The sequence below is a fragment of the Providencia hangzhouensis genome, assembly GCF_029193595.2.
Lineage (GTDB): Bacteria > Pseudomonadota > Gammaproteobacteria > Enterobacterales > Enterobacteriaceae > Providencia > Providencia hangzhouensis.
The window spans coordinates 4212312-4231575 of the sequence record NZ_CP135052.1 but is presented as its reverse complement, the minus strand read 5'-3'; the positions used below and the strand labels follow the sequence as shown (position 1 = coordinate 4231575).

The 19264-nt window shown below is 42.4% G+C and carries 15 protein-coding genes and 3 tRNA genes; 15 read left to right on the top strand and 3 right to left on the bottom strand.

Annotated features, from left to right (window positions below; translation table 11 throughout):
* Positions 1-9 precede the first annotated feature (9 nt).
* Together asd and rsgA are read right to left on the bottom strand one after the other, a co-directional pair.
* Positions 10-906, bottom strand: a complete 897-nt coding sequence (gene asd, locus PZ638_RS19365; protein ID WP_272674599.1) for an archaetidylserine decarboxylase — start codon at positions 904-906, stop codon at positions 10-12.
* A 156-nt stretch (positions 907-1062) separates the two neighbouring features.
* On the bottom strand, positions 1063-2115 hold the full coding sequence (gene rsgA, locus PZ638_RS19360) for a small ribosomal subunit biogenesis GTPase RsgA (protein WP_004906021.1): 1053 nt from the start codon (positions 2113-2115) through the stop codon (positions 1063-1065).
* Positions 2116-2226: 111 nt separating this feature from the next.
* On the opposite strand from rsgA, the gene orn reads away from it, so the two are divergent.
* The 4 genes from orn (at position 2227) to PZ638_RS19340 (ending at position 3382) form a co-directional block, all read left to right on the top strand.
* The gene (gene orn / locus PZ638_RS19355) at positions 2227-2772 is read left to right on the top strand and encodes an oligoribonuclease (RefSeq protein WP_272674598.1); all 546 of its coding nucleotides are present in this window, start codon (positions 2227-2229) and stop codon (positions 2770-2772) included.
* A gap of 303 nt (positions 2773-3075) precedes the next feature.
* Positions 3076-3151, top strand: a tRNA-Gly gene (locus tag PZ638_RS19350).
* 39 nt (positions 3152-3190) lie between these two features.
* Positions 3191-3266, top strand: a tRNA-Gly gene (locus tag PZ638_RS19345).
* A gap of 40 nt (positions 3267-3306) precedes the next feature.
* Positions 3307-3382 (top strand) — tRNA-Gly (locus PZ638_RS19340).
* A 686-nt stretch (positions 3383-4068) separates the two neighbouring features.
* On the opposite strand, the gene queG is transcribed toward PZ638_RS19340, so the two are convergent.
* On the bottom strand, positions 4069-5250 hold the full coding sequence (gene queG, locus PZ638_RS19335) for a tRNA epoxyqueuosine(34) reductase QueG (protein WP_094961671.1): 1182 nt from the start codon (positions 5248-5250) through the stop codon (positions 4069-4071).
* Between the two features lie 288 nt (positions 5251-5538).
* Here queG and tsaE point away from each other — a divergent pair, with 288 nt between their 5' ends.
* The 11 genes from tsaE to rnr all read left to right on the top strand — a co-directional run bounded on the left by tsaE (position 5539) and on the right by rnr (position 19182).
* The gene (tsaE, locus tag PZ638_RS19330) at positions 5539-6003 is read left to right on the top strand and encodes a tRNA (adenosine(37)-N6)-threonylcarbamoyltransferase complex ATPase subunit type 1 TsaE (protein ID WP_004906013.1); all 465 of its coding nucleotides are present in this window, start codon (positions 5539-5541) and stop codon (positions 6001-6003) included.
* Positions 6004-6017: 14 nt separating this feature from the next.
* On the top strand, positions 6018-7304 hold the full coding sequence (gene amiB, locus PZ638_RS19325) for an N-acetylmuramoyl-L-alanine amidase AmiB (RefSeq protein ID WP_094961670.1): 1287 nt from the start codon (positions 6018-6020) through the stop codon (positions 7302-7304).
* A gap of 9 nt (positions 7305-7313) precedes the next feature.
* Positions 7314-9284, top strand: coding sequence for a DNA mismatch repair endonuclease MutL (gene mutL / locus PZ638_RS19320; RefSeq protein WP_094961669.1), 1971 nt, complete (start codon positions 7314-7316; stop codon positions 9282-9284).
* The gene (gene miaA, locus PZ638_RS19315) at positions 9277-10218 is read left to right on the top strand and encodes a tRNA (adenosine(37)-N6)-dimethylallyltransferase MiaA (protein ID WP_004906008.1); all 942 of its coding nucleotides are present in this window, start codon (positions 9277-9279) and stop codon (positions 10216-10218) included. The genes mutL and miaA overlap by 8 nt, the downstream gene beginning before the upstream one ends.
* 107 nt (positions 10219-10325) lie before the next feature.
* Entirely contained in the window at positions 10326-10619 is a 294-nt protein-coding gene (gene hfq / locus PZ638_RS19310; protein WP_004906005.1) for an RNA chaperone Hfq, read from the top strand.
* Between the two features lie 92 nt (positions 10620-10711).
* Complete coding sequence (gene hflX / locus PZ638_RS19305) at positions 10712-11992, top strand: ribosome rescue GTPase HflX (RefSeq protein ID WP_004906004.1); 1281 nt, start codon at positions 10712-10714, stop codon at positions 11990-11992.
* Between the two features lie 133 nt (positions 11993-12125).
* Entirely contained in the window at positions 12126-13331 is a 1206-nt protein-coding gene (gene hflK / locus PZ638_RS19300) for an FtsH protease activity modulator HflK (protein WP_094961668.1), read from the top strand.
* Between the two features lie 2 nt (positions 13332-13333).
* Complete coding sequence (hflC, locus tag PZ638_RS19295; protein WP_004905999.1) at positions 13334-14335, top strand: protease modulator HflC; 1002 nt, start codon at positions 13334-13336, stop codon at positions 14333-14335.
* Positions 14336-14615: 280 nt separating this feature from the next.
* On the top strand, positions 14616-15917 hold the full coding sequence (locus PZ638_RS19290) for an adenylosuccinate synthase (RefSeq protein WP_004905994.1): 1302 nt from the start codon (positions 14616-14618) through the stop codon (positions 15915-15917).
* A gap of 331 nt (positions 15918-16248) precedes the next feature.
* A complete protein-coding gene (gene nsrR, locus PZ638_RS19285; protein WP_004907407.1) occupies positions 16249-16671 on the top strand; it encodes a nitric oxide-sensing transcriptional repressor NsrR in 423 nt (140 codons plus the stop codon).
* Between the two features lie 42 nt (positions 16672-16713).
* Positions 16714-19182, top strand: coding sequence for a ribonuclease R (gene rnr, locus PZ638_RS19280; protein ID WP_036958793.1), 2469 nt, complete (start codon positions 16714-16716; stop codon positions 19180-19182).
* The last annotated feature ends 82 nt before the right edge of the window (positions 19183-19264 follow it).

The following is a 19264-nucleotide window of genomic DNA, read 5'->3' as shown; positions in this document are numbered from 1 at the left end:
ATAATTTAATTAAGCGTCAGCAGGTTCTTCTGTTACTGTATTTGCAACAGTTTCAGCGAGTAATTCGCCCATACGAGTTGCATAACCGGGGATCAGTGATGAATTAAATATCACTTTGTTAGGTTCAAATAAATTAATCACCGTTGAGCCCAGTTTAAACAGCCCCATTTCCTCACCTTTTTTCAAGAAAACGGCACCTTCAGAGTCCAACTCAGGGTAAACCCAGCGCTTAATGACGCCTTCACGACTGGAATTGACGCAACCGCTCCAAACCGTCTCAATACTACCAACGATGGTTGCACCTACAAGGATTTGTACCATTAAGCCAACAGGGGTGTCAAAAACACAAATCAAGCGTTCATTTCGTGCAAACAGGTTGGGAACATTTTGTGCCGTTAATGGATTTACAGAGAATAAATCGCCTGGCACATAAATCATCTCTTTGAGTAAACCATCACATGGCATGTGTACACGGTGATAGTCACTTGGGGAGAGGTAAGTGGTAATAAAGTCACCACCACGAAAATGCTCTGCTAATTGGTATTGGCCAGCAAGTAACGCTTCAACTGTGTAATTATGGCCTTTAGCTTGGAAGATAAGGTCATCATTTATTGGGCCTAATTGACTAACTGTACCGTCAGCAGGTTGAGCAAGTTGGTGTTCTTTCTCCACAATTGGGCGAGCGCCTTCTTTTAGCTGACGGATAAAGAAATCATTAAAAGTGGCATAAGCAGTAAGCTCACTTTTTTGCGCTTCATTCATGTTCACTTTATAGACTTTTGCGAACAGTTTAATTGCCCATTGCGTCATGAAACCCGCATTGCGACTTGCGAACCAGCCTGCAAATTCAGTAAGACATTGTTTTGGAAGCATATATTGCAAGCGAATTTTAATTTTATCTAGCACGTTAACCTCTGATTTTTAAAGGTATGTTAGCAAAAGGGCGGCTATTGTACACAGTTTACTCGTCATATTTCAAACGGCCGCATCATTGGCTAACCATCATTAAATTATTTAGAGCGGGTTTAGCGTTAGTGAGTTATTTGTAAGCACTCACTAACATTATTTATCTTTCGCCGTAAAATTACCACGAGGTTTGATTTGTTCCATGCTTTCTAAAATGCGATGGTAGTTTTCAAAGCGTGATTCAGCAATTTTATTTGCTTCTACGGCTTCACGTAACAGGCAACCAGGGTCATCTAAATGTTTACAGTCACGGAATTTACAGCCGCCAAGGTAATCTTTAAATTCGACAAATCCTTTGGTCACTTGTTCCGTTGTTAGATGCCATAAACCAAACTCACGGACACCAGGGGAGTCAATCACATCGCCGCCCAATGGGAAGTGATATAAACGAGCTGTTGTTGTTGTATGTTGTCCTAGCCCTGAGTTGTCTGAAACCTCATTAACTAAAATCGCTTCTTCGTTATGTGGGAGTAATGCATTTAATAAACTGGATTTGCCCACACCAGACTGACCAACAAATACAGATACTTTACCTGCTAGCGCGTTAGTAAGCGCTTCCATGCCTTCATTGGTATGGCTTGAAACTTCGAGAACTTGATAGCCAATATCACGATAAATTGTCATTAAATCGCTTACCCACTCACGGTTTTCGTCGTCGAGTAGGTCGACTTTATTGAGAACGATAACAGGCTTAATCCCGGTGGTTTCGCAGGCAACTAAATAGCGGTCAATAATATTCAGCGAAAGCTCAGGTAAAATAGCTGAAACCACAACAATTTGGTCAATGTTAGCGGCAATCGGTTTTAAGCCATCATAATAATCGGGACGAGTTAGAACAGAACGGCGCTCGTGAACCGCTTCGACGATGCCATTTACTTTGATATCACTTTGTGTGTTCAAGGCTGGTCGCCACACCACATTATCCCCTGTAACGAGGGACGAAATCGTTCTGCGCAAGTTACAGCGTTGGATAGTCCCGTCACTTGCTTGAATATCAGCATGCTGCCCAAAACGGCTAATGACTAAGCCTTCTTGTGCTTCACCTAATTGGCTATCATCAATTTCAACTGTTTTTTGCTTTTTAAGTCTTTTTTGATGATTTTCTTGAACTCGGCGCTGTTGGCCTTTCGAAAGTTTCTGTTTAGCCACCTGTCCTCTCTTTACTATGGGCTGTATTTTAGGGGGTTACTCACGCCTGTCACTGATGGCATGAAGAGTGCTATCATACCTTAACTTCATAGAATGCAGTTAGGGTATATCATGCAAAAGAATGAGAATAATTTAATTTGGATCGATTTAGAAATGACGGGGCTCGATCCTGTTCGTGATCGTATTATTGAAATAGCGACCATTGTAACAGATAGTCATCTTAATATTTTAGCAGAAGGCCCTGTAATTGCAGTACATCAAACGGATGAACAACTCGCTTTGATGGATGAGTGGAATGTAAACACCCACACTAATAGCGGCTTAGTTGAACGTGTACGCAAAAGTACCGTGAGTGAGCGTGAAGCTGAGTTAGCCACGATTGCGTTTTTAGAAAAATGGGTTCCTCAAGGGGCATCCCCAATCTGTGGTAATAGTGTTGGGCAAGATAGACGTTTTTTGTTCAACTACATGCCTGAATTAGAAAGCTATTTTCATTATCGCTATCTTGATGTCAGTACATTAAAAGAGCTTGCTAGCCGATGGAAACCTGAAATTCTAGCGGGTTTTACTAAGAAAAATACTCATCAGGCCCTTGATGATATTCGTGAATCAGTTGCTGAGCTGGCTTATTATCGAGAAACATTTATTAAAGAATAAATATTAAATTAACGAATAAGCCGCTTAACTAAAAGTGTCCAACTTTGTGGGTTCACTTCACTTGAGCGGCTTTCATAAGCTGTTCTCTCCCAATAAGTTAACAATGTTAACTTATTGAAATCAATTTATTACAACGGGTGTTGATAAAATCACCATTGTGATTGAATTGTCAGCAAACGAATAAAAAAATAAAAATTTTGAGTGTAAGGGCTTGCTAGTATCTGAATTTTTCGTATAATGCGCTCCCCGTACCGATGAAGTTTTTGTTATTAAGTCGGCACGTGAAACATCCAAAAATGTGATGCGGGAATAGCTCAGTTGGTAGAGCACGACCTTGCCAAGGTCGGGGTCGCGAGTTCGAGTCTCGTTTCCCGCTCCAAATTTTTTGATGTTTTAGCTAAAGCACTATTTTCGTGATGCGGGAATAGCTCAGTTGGTAGAGCACGACCTTGCCAAGGTCGGGGTCGCGAGTTCGAGTCTCGTTTCCCGCTCCAAACTTTCTTAGTGTTTTAGTCAAAGTAGTACCCACCAAATGCGGGAATAGCTCAGTTGGTAGAGCACGACCTTGCCAAGGTCGGGGTCGCGAGTTCGAGTCTCGTTTCCCGCTCCAATATTTTCTTAGTCTCTTAACTTTTCTTCTTAATTAATTCTTACACAATACCTATTTAACTTAAGTAGAATCACCTAGTGTGCATATGAATTGCGCTTGTTCACTGTTTTTATCCTTTTATATCTTGAACACTAGGATCTACATGGGTTTTGCGATCTTTTTTGGATCAGATCCAGATTTCCTCTTGCATTCGTTTTCAGGTCGCCATAGAATAGCCACCCCTTAGCAATAGGGTGTTTTGCTTCCATCTCTAAGATGATGATTAGAAGTTTAAATAATAAACAAAAATATGCTTTTTTATTTACTTCGAGTCACTTTTCATTTTAGTCTTGTTTTTTGGTAACTTTTGTATTGCTAGTAAACGTAAAATCAGTATTTTTCTTTTCAATGTGCCATTAGAAAGTTATCCACAGCCCGCTCAATCAATCTGGGTTTTTATCGCGATTTGAAATAACTTATTACACAGAGTTATCCACAGGCTAATTAACAAATTTCTGTTGTGCTATTTAATTCTAGTATTTAAATAGCATTGTTGTAACTTATTGATTTATTTGTTAAGTGATTTATTTTGTCAAAATGCGGCTAGCACATCTTGCAAATTCTTTACCTATTGTCTGCTAAGCACTTTTTACTTTATTCACATCAATTTGACAATTCTTCATTTCAGGTATATAGCTGACTTTTTTCTATGCATCTCTCGGTAAACCTTTGTTAATAGCACGTACAAGGCGTTTTTGCTGTGAAGTTTGAATTGTGACTTGGTTTGCATTACGTCGATTAAGCTGTTGTTGTATAGACCATTGGAAGTGCTCATCTAGCATTTCGTTAATTCCCAACCTATTTTGTAAAGCCAGTACAATACTGTCTTGATAAGGTGCGTTACCTAGCGCCACACTGATATTTCGCAACCACTTAATATAACCAATGCGGCGGATTGCAGAGCCTTCGGTCACCTTTAAAAAGGTTTTTTCATCCCATGAGAACAAGTCGAGCAACTTTGGTGTATGTAAGTCCTTTCTTGGACTGAAATCATCTTCATCAGTTAGCTGGGAAAAACGGTTCCACGGGCAAATAAGCTGGCAGTCATCACAACCGTAGATCCGATTTCCCATTAGAGGGCGAAATTCTTCAGGGATAGCACTATCTAGCTCAATGGTAAGATAAGAAATACAGCGCCTAGCATCTACGGTGTAAGGTTCGACAATTGCACCTGTTGGGCAAGTTGTCATACAAGCAACACAGCGGCCGCAATCTTCTTCGACAGGTTTATCAACAGAAACGGGTAAATTAATCAATAATTCACCGAGAAAAAACCAAGATCCTGCTTCACGATTTAAGACTAATGAATGTTTTCCTGTCCATCCTAAACCCGCTTTGACGGCGAGAGGGCGCTCTAAGATTGGCGCAGAGTCGACAAAAGGTCGAAAATTAAGATCGTCAATGGTGGTGCCATCGGCCAGTATCACTCCGTTAAATTCACGACAATAGTCTAAAATACGATCTGAAAGTTGTTTTAGACGTTTTTTTAATAATTTGTGGTAGTCTCGCCCTAGGGCATAACGGCTGATATAACCTAATTCAGGGTTATTTAATGTACTAGCAAATGCGGCTTTGGCAGGCAAGTAATTCATACGCACGCTAATGACACGTAACGTGCCAGGGTGCAGTTCGTGTGGTCTGGCTCGCATCATCCCATGGCGATTCATCCATTCCATCTCACCATGAAATTGTTTATCTAGCCATGCTTGTAATTTGGGCTCTTCCGCTGAAAGGTCAGTATCGCAGATCCCGACTTGTTGGAAACCTGCTTCAACACCCCATTGTTTAATATTCTGAGCGAGAAGATCGAGATCGAGGTATCTTGGCATCAGATCCTATATTGAGAAAGATTAAAACGGCTGGCACTCTAACATGACCTGCGTTATTCATCAAAACGCATGAAAAAATGCCTTCAATATTGAGAACAATTATAGGATATTTCTGAACTCATCATTCAAGCAATGTTAATTAAGAAAAAAGCCCCATCTTAGGTTAAGATAAGCAGTAATATTGATGTTTGTTGATATCTCTTTATGCATTTTGATCAGCAAGATAAACTATGCATTTAAAGGATAAACAGGCGACACCGCCTATTAATGACATAATAAAAGAACAATATGAAAGAACGTACAATACAACTTGCCAATGAAGCGCAAACTGTCGCTTTAGGTAATGCTATCGCTAAGGCTTGCCATCAAGGCACAATTATTCACTTATATGGTGATCTCGGAGCAGGGAAAACCACCTTTAGCCGAGGTTTCTTACAAGCGCTGGGCCATCAAGGTCACGTAAAAAGCCCAACCTACACTTTGGTTGAACCTTATGAATTAGCAGATCGTCAAGTTTTTCACTTTGATCTCTATCGGTTAGCAGACCCTGAAGAACTTGAATTTATGGGGATTCGTGACTATTTTTCTGGAAATTCGATCTGTTTGGTCGAATGGCCGCAACAAGGTAAAGGTTTTTTACCTGAAGCGGATCTTGAGCTCCATCTGACCTATCAAGGCGAAGGGCGTCAGGCTCACTTTGTTGCTTTTTCTGCCAATGGGGAGTCGTTGTTAGAAGCATTACCCCTACTCTAAGGAAGCTATTGCTCATGTTGAATGCATCAATCCACAGAATAACAAAAAAGGGTTTTTTTACTGTTTTCGTCTTGTTTATGGCATCAGCTATGTGGCTGTTTGGAGCAAAAGCACAAGCGGCAACATTATCAAATATTCAAGTTAATAACAGCCCATCACAAGCAGAAGTGGTGCTAAGTTTTATTGATGGTAAGCCCGACTACTCCTATTTCCCATTGCATTCACCTGAGCGCCTTGTTGTTGATATCAAACAACGAGGTGAGATTATTGGTTTACCACTTAAAGTTCCCGCAGGAGACCTTGTAAAACTGGTACGGGCGAGCCAACCTTCTGATAACCAACACAAACGCTTAGTTTTAGAGCTATCTCGCGCAGCGAAAACAAAAGCGACACTTAAACAGGTTTCAGGTAAATATCAGTTGGTGTTAACGATATCGACTGGAAATGCATCCGGTTCTACCTCTTTTAATCAAACCAATAATACAGTTAAACCAGCGGCAAATAATACTCAAGATAAACCATTGAAGATGAGTAACCCTGCACCTGTGGCTACACCAACACCAACCAAATATAAAAATATGCCAAAGGGTAGCAAGCAGGTCGTCATTGCTATTGATGCAGGACACGGTGGAAAAGACCCTGGTGCGATAGGCAAGAATGGTTATAAAGAAAAAGATGTGACTCTCAGCGTCGCACGTAAATTATACCAACGCCTTGAAGCCGACCCAATGTTTAAGCCCGCGATGACACGTGACGGTGACTATTTTATTTCTGTTAGTGGTCGTTCTGATGTGGCACGTAAGAAAGGGGCTAATATGTTGGTGTCAATTCACGCGGACTCGGCTCCGAATAGCAGTGCACGGGGCGCATCAGTATGGGTATTGTCTAATCGGCGTGCAAACAGTGAACTGGGTAGTTGGCTGGAACAACGTGAAAAACAATCGGAATTATTAGGTGGGGCGGGTGATGCACTGAGTGGCGCGGACCCTTACTTAAGCCAAGCCGTTTTAGATTTACAATTCGGTCATTCTCAGCGTGTGGGGTACGATGTTGCAGTTAAAGTGATCGAACAGCTGCGAAAAGTAGGTAATATTCACAAAAGAACCCCTGAACATGCAAGCTTAGGTGTATTGCGTTCTCCTGATATCCCATCGATTTTAGTCGAAACTGGGTTTATTAGTAATGCAGCGGAAGAGCAGTTGCTAAAATCGAATGAATTCCAAGACAAAGTTGCAGAAGCTATCCATTTAGGGTTACGTCAATATTTCTTGGCGAATCCAATACAAGCAGCGCCACAATAAGGGGGAGGCATGGCTATACATATTCTATCCCCACAACTTGCCAACCAAATCGCAGCAGGTGAGGTGGTTGAAAGGCCTGCGTCAGTGGTTAAAGAGCTCGTTGAGAATAGTCTTGATGCAGGGGCAACGCGTATTGATATCGACATTGAGCGCGGTGGAGAAAAACTGATCCGTATTCGTGATAATGGTTGTGGTATCAGTAAAGATGAACTGATTTTGGCTTTAGCTCGCCATGCGACCAGTAAAATTGCCACATTAGATGATCTTGAAGCCATTATGAGTATGGGGTTTCGCGGTGAGGCACTAGCGAGTATCAGTTCTGTTTCACGTTTAACGTTGACATCAAAGCCTGCAGACCAGACAGAAGCATGGCAATCCTATGCAGAAGGTCGGGATATGGAGGTAATAGTTAAACCCGCAGCGCATCCCAATGGCACAACGGTTGAAGTATTAGATTTATTCTATAATACGCCAGCTCGTCGTAAATTTATGCGCACAGAAAAAACTGAATTCGGTCATATCGATGAAATTGTTCGCCGAATTGCGCTTTCTCGCCCTGATGTGGCTATCAACCTGACTCACAATGGGAAATTAGTAAAGCAATACCGAGCGGCTCATGATGAGGCACAGCAAGAGAGGCGTCTTGGGACGATTTGTGGAACGGGCTTTATGCAAGGCGCTTTGGCGTTGTCTTGGGAACATAGCGATCTTGCTATCAAAGGGTGGGTCGTTTCTCCATCAATGACGTCGGGTAGTGAAACACAATATTGCTATGTCAATGGCCGTATGATGCGTGATCGCCTGATTAATCATGCTATTCGTCAAGCTTATGAAGGGCATTTAGACGAAAACCAGCAGCCAGCTTATGTCCTGTATTTGACCATTGACCCAAAACAAGTTGATGTTAACGTACACCCAGCAAAACATGAGGTTCGTTTTCACCAAGCTCGTCTGGTACATGATTTTATTTATCAAGCGGTACGAACAGTATTATTAGAAGCCGCATCTATTGATGAGCTTCCGGGTATCGAACCTGTAAATACAGAACTGGAAAATCGGCCTTCTGCGGGGGGAAATTATTTTTCTTCTCCTAGTGTGGCTCCTAAGCAACATAAGGCAGAAAACAAGACGATAGTCGAGAATACCCTTCTAGAGCCTAAAACACCTTATAAGCAGGCTAGCCACTTAAAGGATAATGCTAAAAATCACGCTTTTTCTTCGCCGAAATCAACGTCAGGTTTTTCAGAAAATGTACCAGCAAAAACGTTTGGCTCAACTTATGACAAAAAAGCAGGCGAACTGTATCAGAGCTTAATGTCCATTCCGGTTGCTCCTGAAGATAAAAAGCCGCTTTTTCCTGAACGTAACCCAATCAGTTCACCGCAAATATCCTCACAACCTGTAGCAAAAAATGCGGATAACTACCTTTTTGGCAAAGTATTGACAATTTACGCAAAAAACTTTGCATTAATTGAGTCTTCGTTGGGGCTAATCCTGTTATCCTTAACGGAAGCTAATTATTTATTGAAGTTGTCACAATTGTCACCGAGTGGTGGAGCCTTAAAGCCCCAACCATTGTTAATACCTCTAAAATTGTCACTTAAAAATGATGAAATAGAGGTTTTACAGCGGTACAAGGAACAATTGACAATATTTGGTATCGAAGCCACGATATTACATGGAAAAGTAACAATTCATACGGTATCGTTACCATTAAGAACACAAAATTTATCACAGCTTTTTTCTGAGCTACTCGATTTTTTATCGAGAAAAGAAAGTGTCACTGACGAAGAGATAGCACAATGGCTCGCTAAAGCAGTTTCACAGGTTAAAACAGAAGAAAGTTGGAGTTTAGCACAGGCTGTTCAGTTGCTGGCTGATGTTGAGCGGGTATGTCCGCAGTGGGTGAAAAACCCTCCACCAACATTATTACAATTAATTAATTTACAATCCGTGGTAGCTACACTAACAAATGAGTGATTTAGCAACTCAGAAAAAACCTGACGCAATATTCCTAATGGGTCCGACGGCCTCAGGTAAAACCGCTTTGGCGATAGAACTTCGCAAGCATTTGCCTGTGGAAATTATTAGTGTCGATTCGGCATTAATTTACCGAGGGATGGATATTGGCACAGCAAAACCAACAACAGAAGAACTCAGCCAAGCTCCCCATCGTCTGATTGATATCCTCGATCCGTCTCTACCATACAGTGCTGCCGATTTTCGCCGTGACGCATTAAATGCCATGGCTGAAATTACCTCACAAGGTAAAATTCCATTATTAGTTGGCGGCACAATGTTGTATTTTAAAGCCTTATTAGAAGGGCTTTCACCTCTTCCTTCAGCTGACCAAGCAGTTCGTACTGAAATTGAACACATTGCGAAAGAACAAGGGTGGGGGGAGATTCACCGTCGTCTTACTGAGGTTGACCCAGTTGCCGCGGCAAGGATTCACCCTAACGACCCACAAAGATTATCCCGTGCTTTAGAGGTATATCTCATTTCGGGACAAACTTTGACTGAAATGATACAAACAGCAGGGGAAGAATTGCCTTATAATGTGTTTCAGTTTGCTATTGCGCCACAAGATCGTAAAATTTTACATGAGCGCATAGAACAACGTTTTCATCTGATGATAGATGCGGGTTTTGAAGAAGAAGTTCGCAAGTTACATCAACGAAATGATTTACATGTTGACCTCCCTTCAATTCGTTGTGTGGGGTATCGGCAAATGTGGTCATATTTAGATGGTGAAATTGGCCATGATGAAATGATTTATCGGGGGATTTGTGCAACTCGCCAATTGGCAAAACGTCAAATTACCTGGTTAAGAAGCTGGGAGAATGTTCATTGGCTAGATAGTGAACAACCTCAGCAAGCGCTTAGCACCGTTATGCAGGTTATGCGTGCATAGGACTGATGTTTGTGTACAATTAGAACGTTAAGCGCAATTTTTGAGTAGTTACTTTTTGGAATCTAAAAGATTCTCTTTTAAAAACAACAAAATAAGGAAAACATAGAATGGCTAAGGGGCAATCTTTGCAAGATCCGTTCCTGAACGCATTACGTCGTGAAAGGGTTCCGGTCTCTATTTATCTCGTTAATGGCATCAAATTGCAGGGGCAAATTGAGTCTTTTGACCAATTTGTCATTTTATTAAAAAACACAGTTAGCCAGATGGTTTATAAACACGCTATCTCGACTGTTGTCCCTGCTCGCCCTGTTTCTCATCATAGCGGTACTGCGGGTAGCACTGGTAATGGTAATTACCATTCAGGTAACCCTGCAGCGCAAGATGGCGAAGTAACTGAGTAAGTTTGTACGCTAAAAGACAAGGAAAGCATGGGTAGGGAGACTGTACCTGTGTTTTTCCTTTGCAATTATTGTTTAGCCTAAGAGGTTACACCTTGTTTGATAGGTATGAAGGCGGTGAACTAGCTGTATTAGTCCATGTCTTTTTTTCTCAAGAGAAAGACGTTGATAATCTGGCAGAATTTGAGTCACTTGTGACATCTGCTGGGGTAAAACCAGTACAAATAGTCACGGGCAGTCGTAAAGCTCCTCATCCAAAGTTTTTTGTTGGGGAAGGTAAAGCAGAAGAAATTGCCCAAGCTGTTGAGGAAAGTGGTGCAGATGTGGTGTTGTTTAATCATACTCTAAGCCCTGCTCAAGAACGTAATCTCGAAAGGATTTGCCAATGTAAGGTGGTTGACCGTACAGGGGTAATTTTAGATATTTTTGCTCAACGCGCACGTACACACGAAGGTAAGCTTCAAGTTGAATTGGCTCAATTAAGGCATTTATCGACTCGCTTAGTGAGGGGATGGACGCACTTAGAGCGACAAAAAGGCGGGATTGGTTTACGAGGCCCCGGTGAAACTCAACTTGAAACTGACCGCCGGCTATTAAGAGATAAAATTAAACAAATCTTATCTCGTCTTAGTCGGGTGGAAAAACAGCGTGAACAAGGGCGTCAAGCGAGAAGTAAGGCAGATATCCCGACTATTTCGCTTGTCGGTTATACCAATGCTGGTAAGTCTAGCTTGTTTAACCGCATGACGGCCGCTGATGTTTATGCTGCTGACCAGTTATTTGCAACACTTGACCCAACACTTCGTCGTATTGATGTAGAAGATGTTGGTGTTGTCGTTCTTGCAGATACTGTGGGTTTTATCCGCCATTTACCCCATGATTTGGTTGCAGCTTTTAAAGCAACCCTGCAAGAAACACGTGAAGCAACGTTATTGCTGCACGTTATCGATGCAGCTGACAATCGCTTGGATGAAAATATTCATGCAGTTGAAAGTGTGTTAGAAGAAATCGAAGCGGATGAAATACCAACACTTTTAGTGATGAACAAAGTTGATATGCTGGAGGATTTTGTCCCGCGTATTGACAGAGATGAGGATAACAAGCCGGTTCGTGTCTGGGTTTCAGCGCAAACGGGCGATGGTATCCCATTGTTGCTACAGGCATTGACGGAACGTCTTTCAGGTGAAATCGCACATGTTGAATTGCGTTTACCACCGAATGAAGGCCGTTTACGTAGCCGTTTCTATCAACTTCAGTCAATCGAACGTGAATGGCAGGAAGAAGACGGCTCAATTGGCCTTGAGGTGCGTATGCCAATGGTGGATTGGCGGCGTCTGTGCAAACAAGAGCAGCAATTACCTGACTATGTTATTTAATCGCTTTGGTTATTAATAATGCTTTGGCCGTTAATAATTTGGCCGTTAATAATATAGTTAGGCAATGGAATTGATATTAAGAGCCCTATCGCTCTTAGCCCTGAAAATCAATCATAAAGAATGGAGCTAAAACATGGCGTGGAATCAGCCCGGTAATGACGGACAAGACCGCGATCCGTGGGGAAGCGGCAATAAAGGCGGCAACTCTGGCGGGAACAAAGGTGGTCGAAAACGTGGGGCTTATGATCTCGACGATCTCTTTCGTAAACTAGGCAGCAAGCTTGGTGGAAATAAAGGCGGCGGTGGTGATGGTGATAATAAACAACCATCACAAATCAGTGGCCGTTTAGGTATGTTAGCTCTTGCTGCTATCGTTGTTGTATGGGCAGGTTCAGGCTTCTACACCATCAAAGAAAGTGACCGTGGCGTAGTATTACGTTTTGGTGAATATAGTGGTATTGTTGGGCCTGGTTTGAACTGGAAACCAACCTTCATTGATAGGGTCATTCCTGTCAACGTAGAAACCGTGCGTGAACAAGCGACAAATGGCATGATGTTAACGTCAGATGAAAACGTGATCCGCGTTGAAATGAACGTTCAATATCGTGTTACCGACCCTGCGCAATATTTATTTAGTGTCACAAACCCAGACAATAGTCTGCGTCAGGCGCTAGATAGTGCTGTGCGTGGTGTAATCGGTCAGTCTGCGATGGAGCAAGTACTGACTACGAATCGTGCTTTTATCCGTGATGTTACACAAAAAGAGCTCGAAGCAACAATTGCACCATACAAGATGGGTATCACACTGCTTGACGTTAACTTCCAAGCAGCGCGTCCACCTGAAGATGTTAAAGCGGCATTTGATGACGTAATCTCAGCAAGGGAAGAAGAACAAAAAACCATTCGTGAAGCGCACGCTTATCGAAATGAAGTTCTTCCTCTGGCAAAAGGTAACGCACAACGCCTAATTGAAGAAGCCGAAGCGTATAAAGCGAGTGTGGTCTTCAAAGCAGAGGGTGAGGTGGCAAGTTTTGCGAAAATGTTACCTGAATATCGTGCTGCGCCAGAAATCACCCGTGAGCGTTTGTATATCGACACAATGGAGCGTGTGTTAAGTAATACACGTAAAGTGATTGCGAATGATAAGAGCAACAGCATGTTAGTGTTGCCGCTGGATCAAATCATGCGCGGTACAAATTCAGATGCGGCTTCAACGTCAAAAGCTAATCCGTCAGCAAGAATGGCGACGCCAAGCAATAGTTCGTCATCATCTGCTGCAACACCAGCACAGCCAAATAACGCTGTTCGTGGTGATGCTGTTAGAGTAGGGAGACAATAATCATGCGTAAATCGCTAATTGTTATCGTTATTGCCATCTTGGCAGTTGCATACGCATCTATCTTTATTGTTCCTCAAACTGACCGCGGTATCGTATTGCGTTTTGGTAAAGTTCTACGTGACTCTGAAAACAAACCGATCATTTATGAGCCGGGTCTGCATTTCAAAGTTCCATTTATTGAAACTGTGAAAATGTTGGATGCACGTATTCAGACTCTTGAAATTCAAGCTGACCGCTATCTGACAAGTGAAAACAAAGACTTAATGGTGGACTCCTACCTGAAATGGCGTGTTACTGATTTCAGTCGTTATTATGTAGCGACTGGCGGTGGTAATCCATTCCAAGCGGAAACACTGTTAAAACGTAAATTTAGTGACCGTTTACGTTCTGAGTTTGGTCGTTTAAGCGTTAAAGACATTATCACTGATTCACGTGGTCGTTTAACTGTTGATGTGCGTGATGCTTTGAACAAAGGTACTGCAATTGACGACTCAACAAAAGAAGCGGATGCAGCGATTGCGGATGCAGCAAAACGTGTTGAAGAGGAAACGAACCTGAAGCCACTGGTTGTGAATGCAAACAGTATGGCGGCGTTAGGTATCGAGGTTGTCGATGTACGTATTAAACGTATTGAGCTGCCAAACGAAGTTTCTGAAGCTATCTATGCGCGTATGCGTGCAGAACGTGAAGCAGTTGCACGTCAACATCGTTCACAAGGTCAAGAAGAAGCGACTAAGATCCGCGCTGTTGCAGATAAAACAGTAACAGAAACGTTGGCTGAAGCAGAACGTACCGCTCTAACTTACCGAGGTGAGGGTGATGCGATGGCAACGAAACTGTTTGCTGATGCATTCAACCAAGATCCAGAGTTCTATGCGTTTATTCGTAGCTTGCGTGCCTATGAGCAAAGCTTCAAGAGTGGTGAAGACGTGATGGTATTAAGCCCAGACACTGACTTCTTCCGCTTTATGAAGGCGCCAACTAAGCTTCGCGCGACAGATTAATAACAAGCTAAGTTGCGTGCAACCTAGCAAAATAACTGTTAATCTATTAAAGAAAAGCCCGCTTCGGTGGGCTTTTTTTCGCCTGTCGTTTTAAGTATAGGATTTTTCAGGGAAAATTTGAGCTGCTCAACTGATGGCATTCATTTTGAGTTTACGGCAGAAATAAAAAATACCATTTTACTTGCTTTCCAGAAAAAAATTTTTGTATTGCCAAAATATCACTGGAACAGTTCATTTTTGATGGTAGAATTCATTTTTAAGCAACCGAGTGTATTTCAAAATGGGTAAGAACGTTGTCGTACTGGGCACCCAATGGGGTGACGAAGGGAAGGGCAAGATCGTTGACTTGCTGACAGAGCGTGCTAAATATGTAGTTCGCTATCAGGGCGGCCATAATGCTGGCCATACTCTTGTTGTAAACGGTGAAAAAACCGTTCTCCACTTAATTCCATCCGGTATTCTTCGTGAAAATGTCATCAGCATTATTGCTAATGGTGTTGTTTTAGCGCCAGACGCATTAATGAAAGAGATGAAAGAATTGGAAGACCGCGGTGTTCCTGTTCGGGAACGTTTACGTCTTTCTGAAGCATGCCCACTGATCCTGCCTTATCATATCGCATTAGATAATGCGCGTGAAAAAGCTCGTGGTTCCAAAGCGATTGGGACAACAGGTCGTGGTATTGGTCCTGCTTATGAAGATAAAGTTGCACGTCGTGGTTTGCGCGTTGGTGATTTATTCGATAAAGCAACGTTTGCAGAAAAATTAAAAGAAATCGTTGAATACCACAACTTCCAACTTGTTCATTACTATAAAGAACCTGCTGTCGATTACCAAAAAACGTTAGATGATATTATGGCTGTGGCTGATATCTTAACTGGCATGGTAATTGATGTTTCTGATCTGCTCTATAAAGCAAATCAGAAGAATGAATTAGTGATGTTTGAAGGCGCACAAGGGACATTATTAGATATCGACCACGGTACGTATCCTTATGTAACCTCTTCAAATACGACAGCTGGTGGTGTGGCGACGGGTTCTGGTTTAGGTCCTCGCTATGTAAACTACGTATTAGGTATCATCAAAGCTTACTCAACACGTGTTGGTGCGGGCCCATTCCCTACTGAGCTGTTTGACGAAGTGGGTGAGTTCCTGCGTGAAAAAGGCCAAGAATTTGGTGCAACTACAGGCCGTAAACGCCGTACTGGTTGGTTAGATATCGTTGCGATTAATCGTGCGGTACAAATCAACTCACTGTCAGGCTTCTGTATGACTAAACTGGATGTTTTAGACGGTTTAGAAGAAGTCAAAATTTGTGTAGGCTACCGCCGTCCAGATGGTAAAGTGTTAGAAACAACACCTTTAGCTGCTGATGAGTGGGATGGTTTAGAGCCAGTTTATGAATCAATGCCAGGTTGGAAAGAAACAACTTTTGGTGTGAAACAAAGAGAATTACTGCCACAAGCAGCTCTGAATTACATCGAACGTGTTGAAGAACTAACGGGTATTCCAGTTGATATTATTTCAACGGGCCCAGATCGTTCAGAGACCATGATCCTGCGTGATCCATTTGATGTTGAGTAATAACACTGACTGCGCCTTAAACGGGCGCAGTTTTTTTACTGCTTTACCTCCTTCCAATATGTCGCTTCTTTGATAAAACAGTCAAAATTCCCCATAATGATTGAATTAAGTCACTTTTGTGTGCAAATTCTGTGCAATTAAATGCATATTTGACCTGTGTTATACGTTAAACTGTATTTAGCAACATATAATTTATTAGCATGCTATATTTTATTCAGAAAACTGAATGTGTTGGGTTAGAAATAGTAAATGTGAATTTTAAAAGAAGTCACATGTTTTTAGGCCACTGATTTGCGGCCAACAGCGTTATAGCTAAAATTTTGAGGTGATTGTGCAACTGACTAGTTTTACAGATTATGGGTTACGAGCTCTTATTTATCTGGCTTCTCTGGGTGAAGGGAAAATGACCAGTATTACTGAGGTCACCGAGGTCTACGGTGTATCTCGTAACCATATGGTAAAAATTATTAATCAGCTCAGTCACTTAGGTTATATTAAAGCCACTCGTGGCAAAAATGGCGGGATTACACTAGGACAACCAGCAGAATCAATTCGTATAGGGGACGTTGTTAGAGCATTAGAACCCCTGACTCTTGTTAATTGTAGTGGTGAGTTTTGCCACATTACACCTGCGTGTCGTTTAAAAGGTGTGCTACACCAAGCAATACAGCAGTTTTTACAAGAACTTGATCAATACACGCTGGCGGACATGGTGAAAGATAACAGCCCGCTCTATCAACTACTGCTTGATTAGCATTTGCGGTAGTTATGAATTCTGATGACAACGGAGGTAACGATGTCACAAGATCCTTTTCAGGAAAGAGAAGCAGAAAAATACGAGTCCCCAATTCCAAGTCGAGAATATATTCTTGACCTTATCTCGAAGCGTACTGCACCAGCTAACCGCGAAGAAATCGCACAATTATTGAATTTATCGACAGAAGATGAATTAGAGGCATTACGTCGTCGGTTAAGAGCCATGGAACGTGATGGTCAACTGGTCTTCACTCGCCGTCAGTGTTATGCCTTACCGGAGCGTTTAGACTTATTAAAAGGGAAAGTCATTGGTCACCGTGATGGTTACGGCTTCCTACGTGTTGATGGTAAAAAAGAAGATTACTATTTATCTCAAGATGAAATGAAACGCGCCATGCATGGGGACGTTATCTTGGCGCAACCTTATGGGCAAGATCGTAAAGGGCGTACAGAAGTTCGGGTTGTTCGTGTGTTAGAGCCGCGTAATAACCAAATTGTTGGTCGCTATTTTATCGAATCGGGGATGGGGTTTGTCGTACCGGATGATAGCCGTTTAAGCTTTGATATTTTGATACCGAAAGATCGTGTTCTTGGCGCTCGAATGGGTAATGTGGTGGTGGTTGAATTAGTCACTCGTCCACAACGTCGCTCGCAAGCGGTGGGGAATATCATTGAAGTATTAGGCGAAACAATGGGCACAGGTATGGCGGTGGAAATCGCTTTACGTACTCATGAAATCCCACATTCATGGCCACCACAAGTTGAAAAACAAGTCGCTGACCTAAGTGAACATGTCCCTGAGTCTGCGAAAAAAGGGCGCGTGGATTTACGCGACTTACCGTTAGTCACGATTGATGGTGAAGATGCTCGTGACTTTGATGATGCAGTGTACTGTGCACCGAAGAAAGGCGGTGGCTGGCGCTTATGGGTGGCGATTGCGGATGTAAGCTATTATGTCCGCCCACAAACGGCTCTGGATACAGAAGCGCGTAGCCGCGGTAATTCGGTATATTTCCCATCTCAAGTCGTTCCTATGCTACCGGAAGTCTTATCGAACGGTCTGTGCTCACTTAACCCTGGTGTTGACCGCCTGTGTATGGTGTGTGAAATGACGGTGTCGGCATCTGGTAAGCTTTCTTCATACAAGTTCTATGAAGCGGTTATGAGTTCTCATGCAAGGTTAACTTATACAAAAGTATGGAAAATCTTGGAAGGAGACGAAGAACTGCGCGAGCACTATAAAGCGCTAGTGCCACATATTGAGCATTTGCATCAATTATATAAAGCACTTGATGCTGCACGTATTGAGCGTGGTGCGATTTCTTTTGAATCTGAAGAAGCGAAATTTATTTTTAATGCGGAGCGACGTATTGAAAGTATTGAGCCAGTAGAGCGCAATGATGCACATAAATTGATTGAAGAGTGCATGATTTTGGCTAACATTGCGGCGGCTCGGTTCGTTGAGAAAAATGAAGAGCCTGCATTGTACCGTGTGCATGACCGCCCTAAAGAAGAAAGCGTGATGAATTTACGCTCTGTTTTTAGTGAATTAGGGTTGACTCTGCCGGGCGGAATGAAGCCGGAGCCGAAAGATTATGCGCAGGTAATGAATGAAGTGGCTGAACGCCCTGATCATGAATTACTACAAACCATGATTTTACGATCAATGAAACAAGCGATTTATGATCCTGAAAATCGTGGTCACTTTGGTCTAGGTTTGAAATCGTATGCTCACTTTACATCACCAATTCGTCGTTACCCAGACCTGACGTTACACCGCGGGATAAAATATCTGCTGGCTAAAGAACATGGTCATTCAGATAAACGCTGGACGGAAACGGGTGGCTGGCATTCAGACATGGATAGCATGTTACAGCTTGGCGAGCACTGCTCAATGACTGAGCGCCGTGCTGATGAAGCAACACGTGATGTGGCTGACTGGCTGAAATGTGATTTCATGCAGGACCAAGTAGGCCAAACCTTTACAGGTTTAATTACCAGTGTGACCGGTTTTGGCTTCTTTGTTCGCCTTAATGATTTATTTATTGATGGTTTAGTGCATATTTCAACGTTGGATAATGACTACTATCGTTATGATGCGGTCGGTCAGCGTTTAATTGGTGAATCATCAGGTACCACTTACCGTCTTGGCGATGAAGTGGAAATTCGTGTTGAAGCGGTGCATATGGATGAACGCACCATCGATTTCGCATTAATTTCAACCACTCGGAAAGCGAAAAACCCGGGCAAAACGGCGCGGGACAAAATGAAGCAAGAAGTTAAAAATGCTACACGCCCAGCTCGTCGAAAAGCGGATGCGAGTAAAGATAAAAACTTCGAGCCTGATTCTGCATTTCGTCGTTCCGATAAAAAAGGAAAAAAAGCTGAGGCTAAGCCAGAGGCGAAAGGGAAAGGAAAAGGCAAAAAGCCTTCCGATAAAACCAGAAAAATTACAGCAAAATTAAAAGCTAAACGCGTTGCAAAAAAATCCCAAAAACAAGAGGGATAATGGTATTGCTGTAGTTATTAACCATCGTTATTAACCAAAGTGGCGCTAACACGCCACTTTACTATTTATTAATATAAATAAG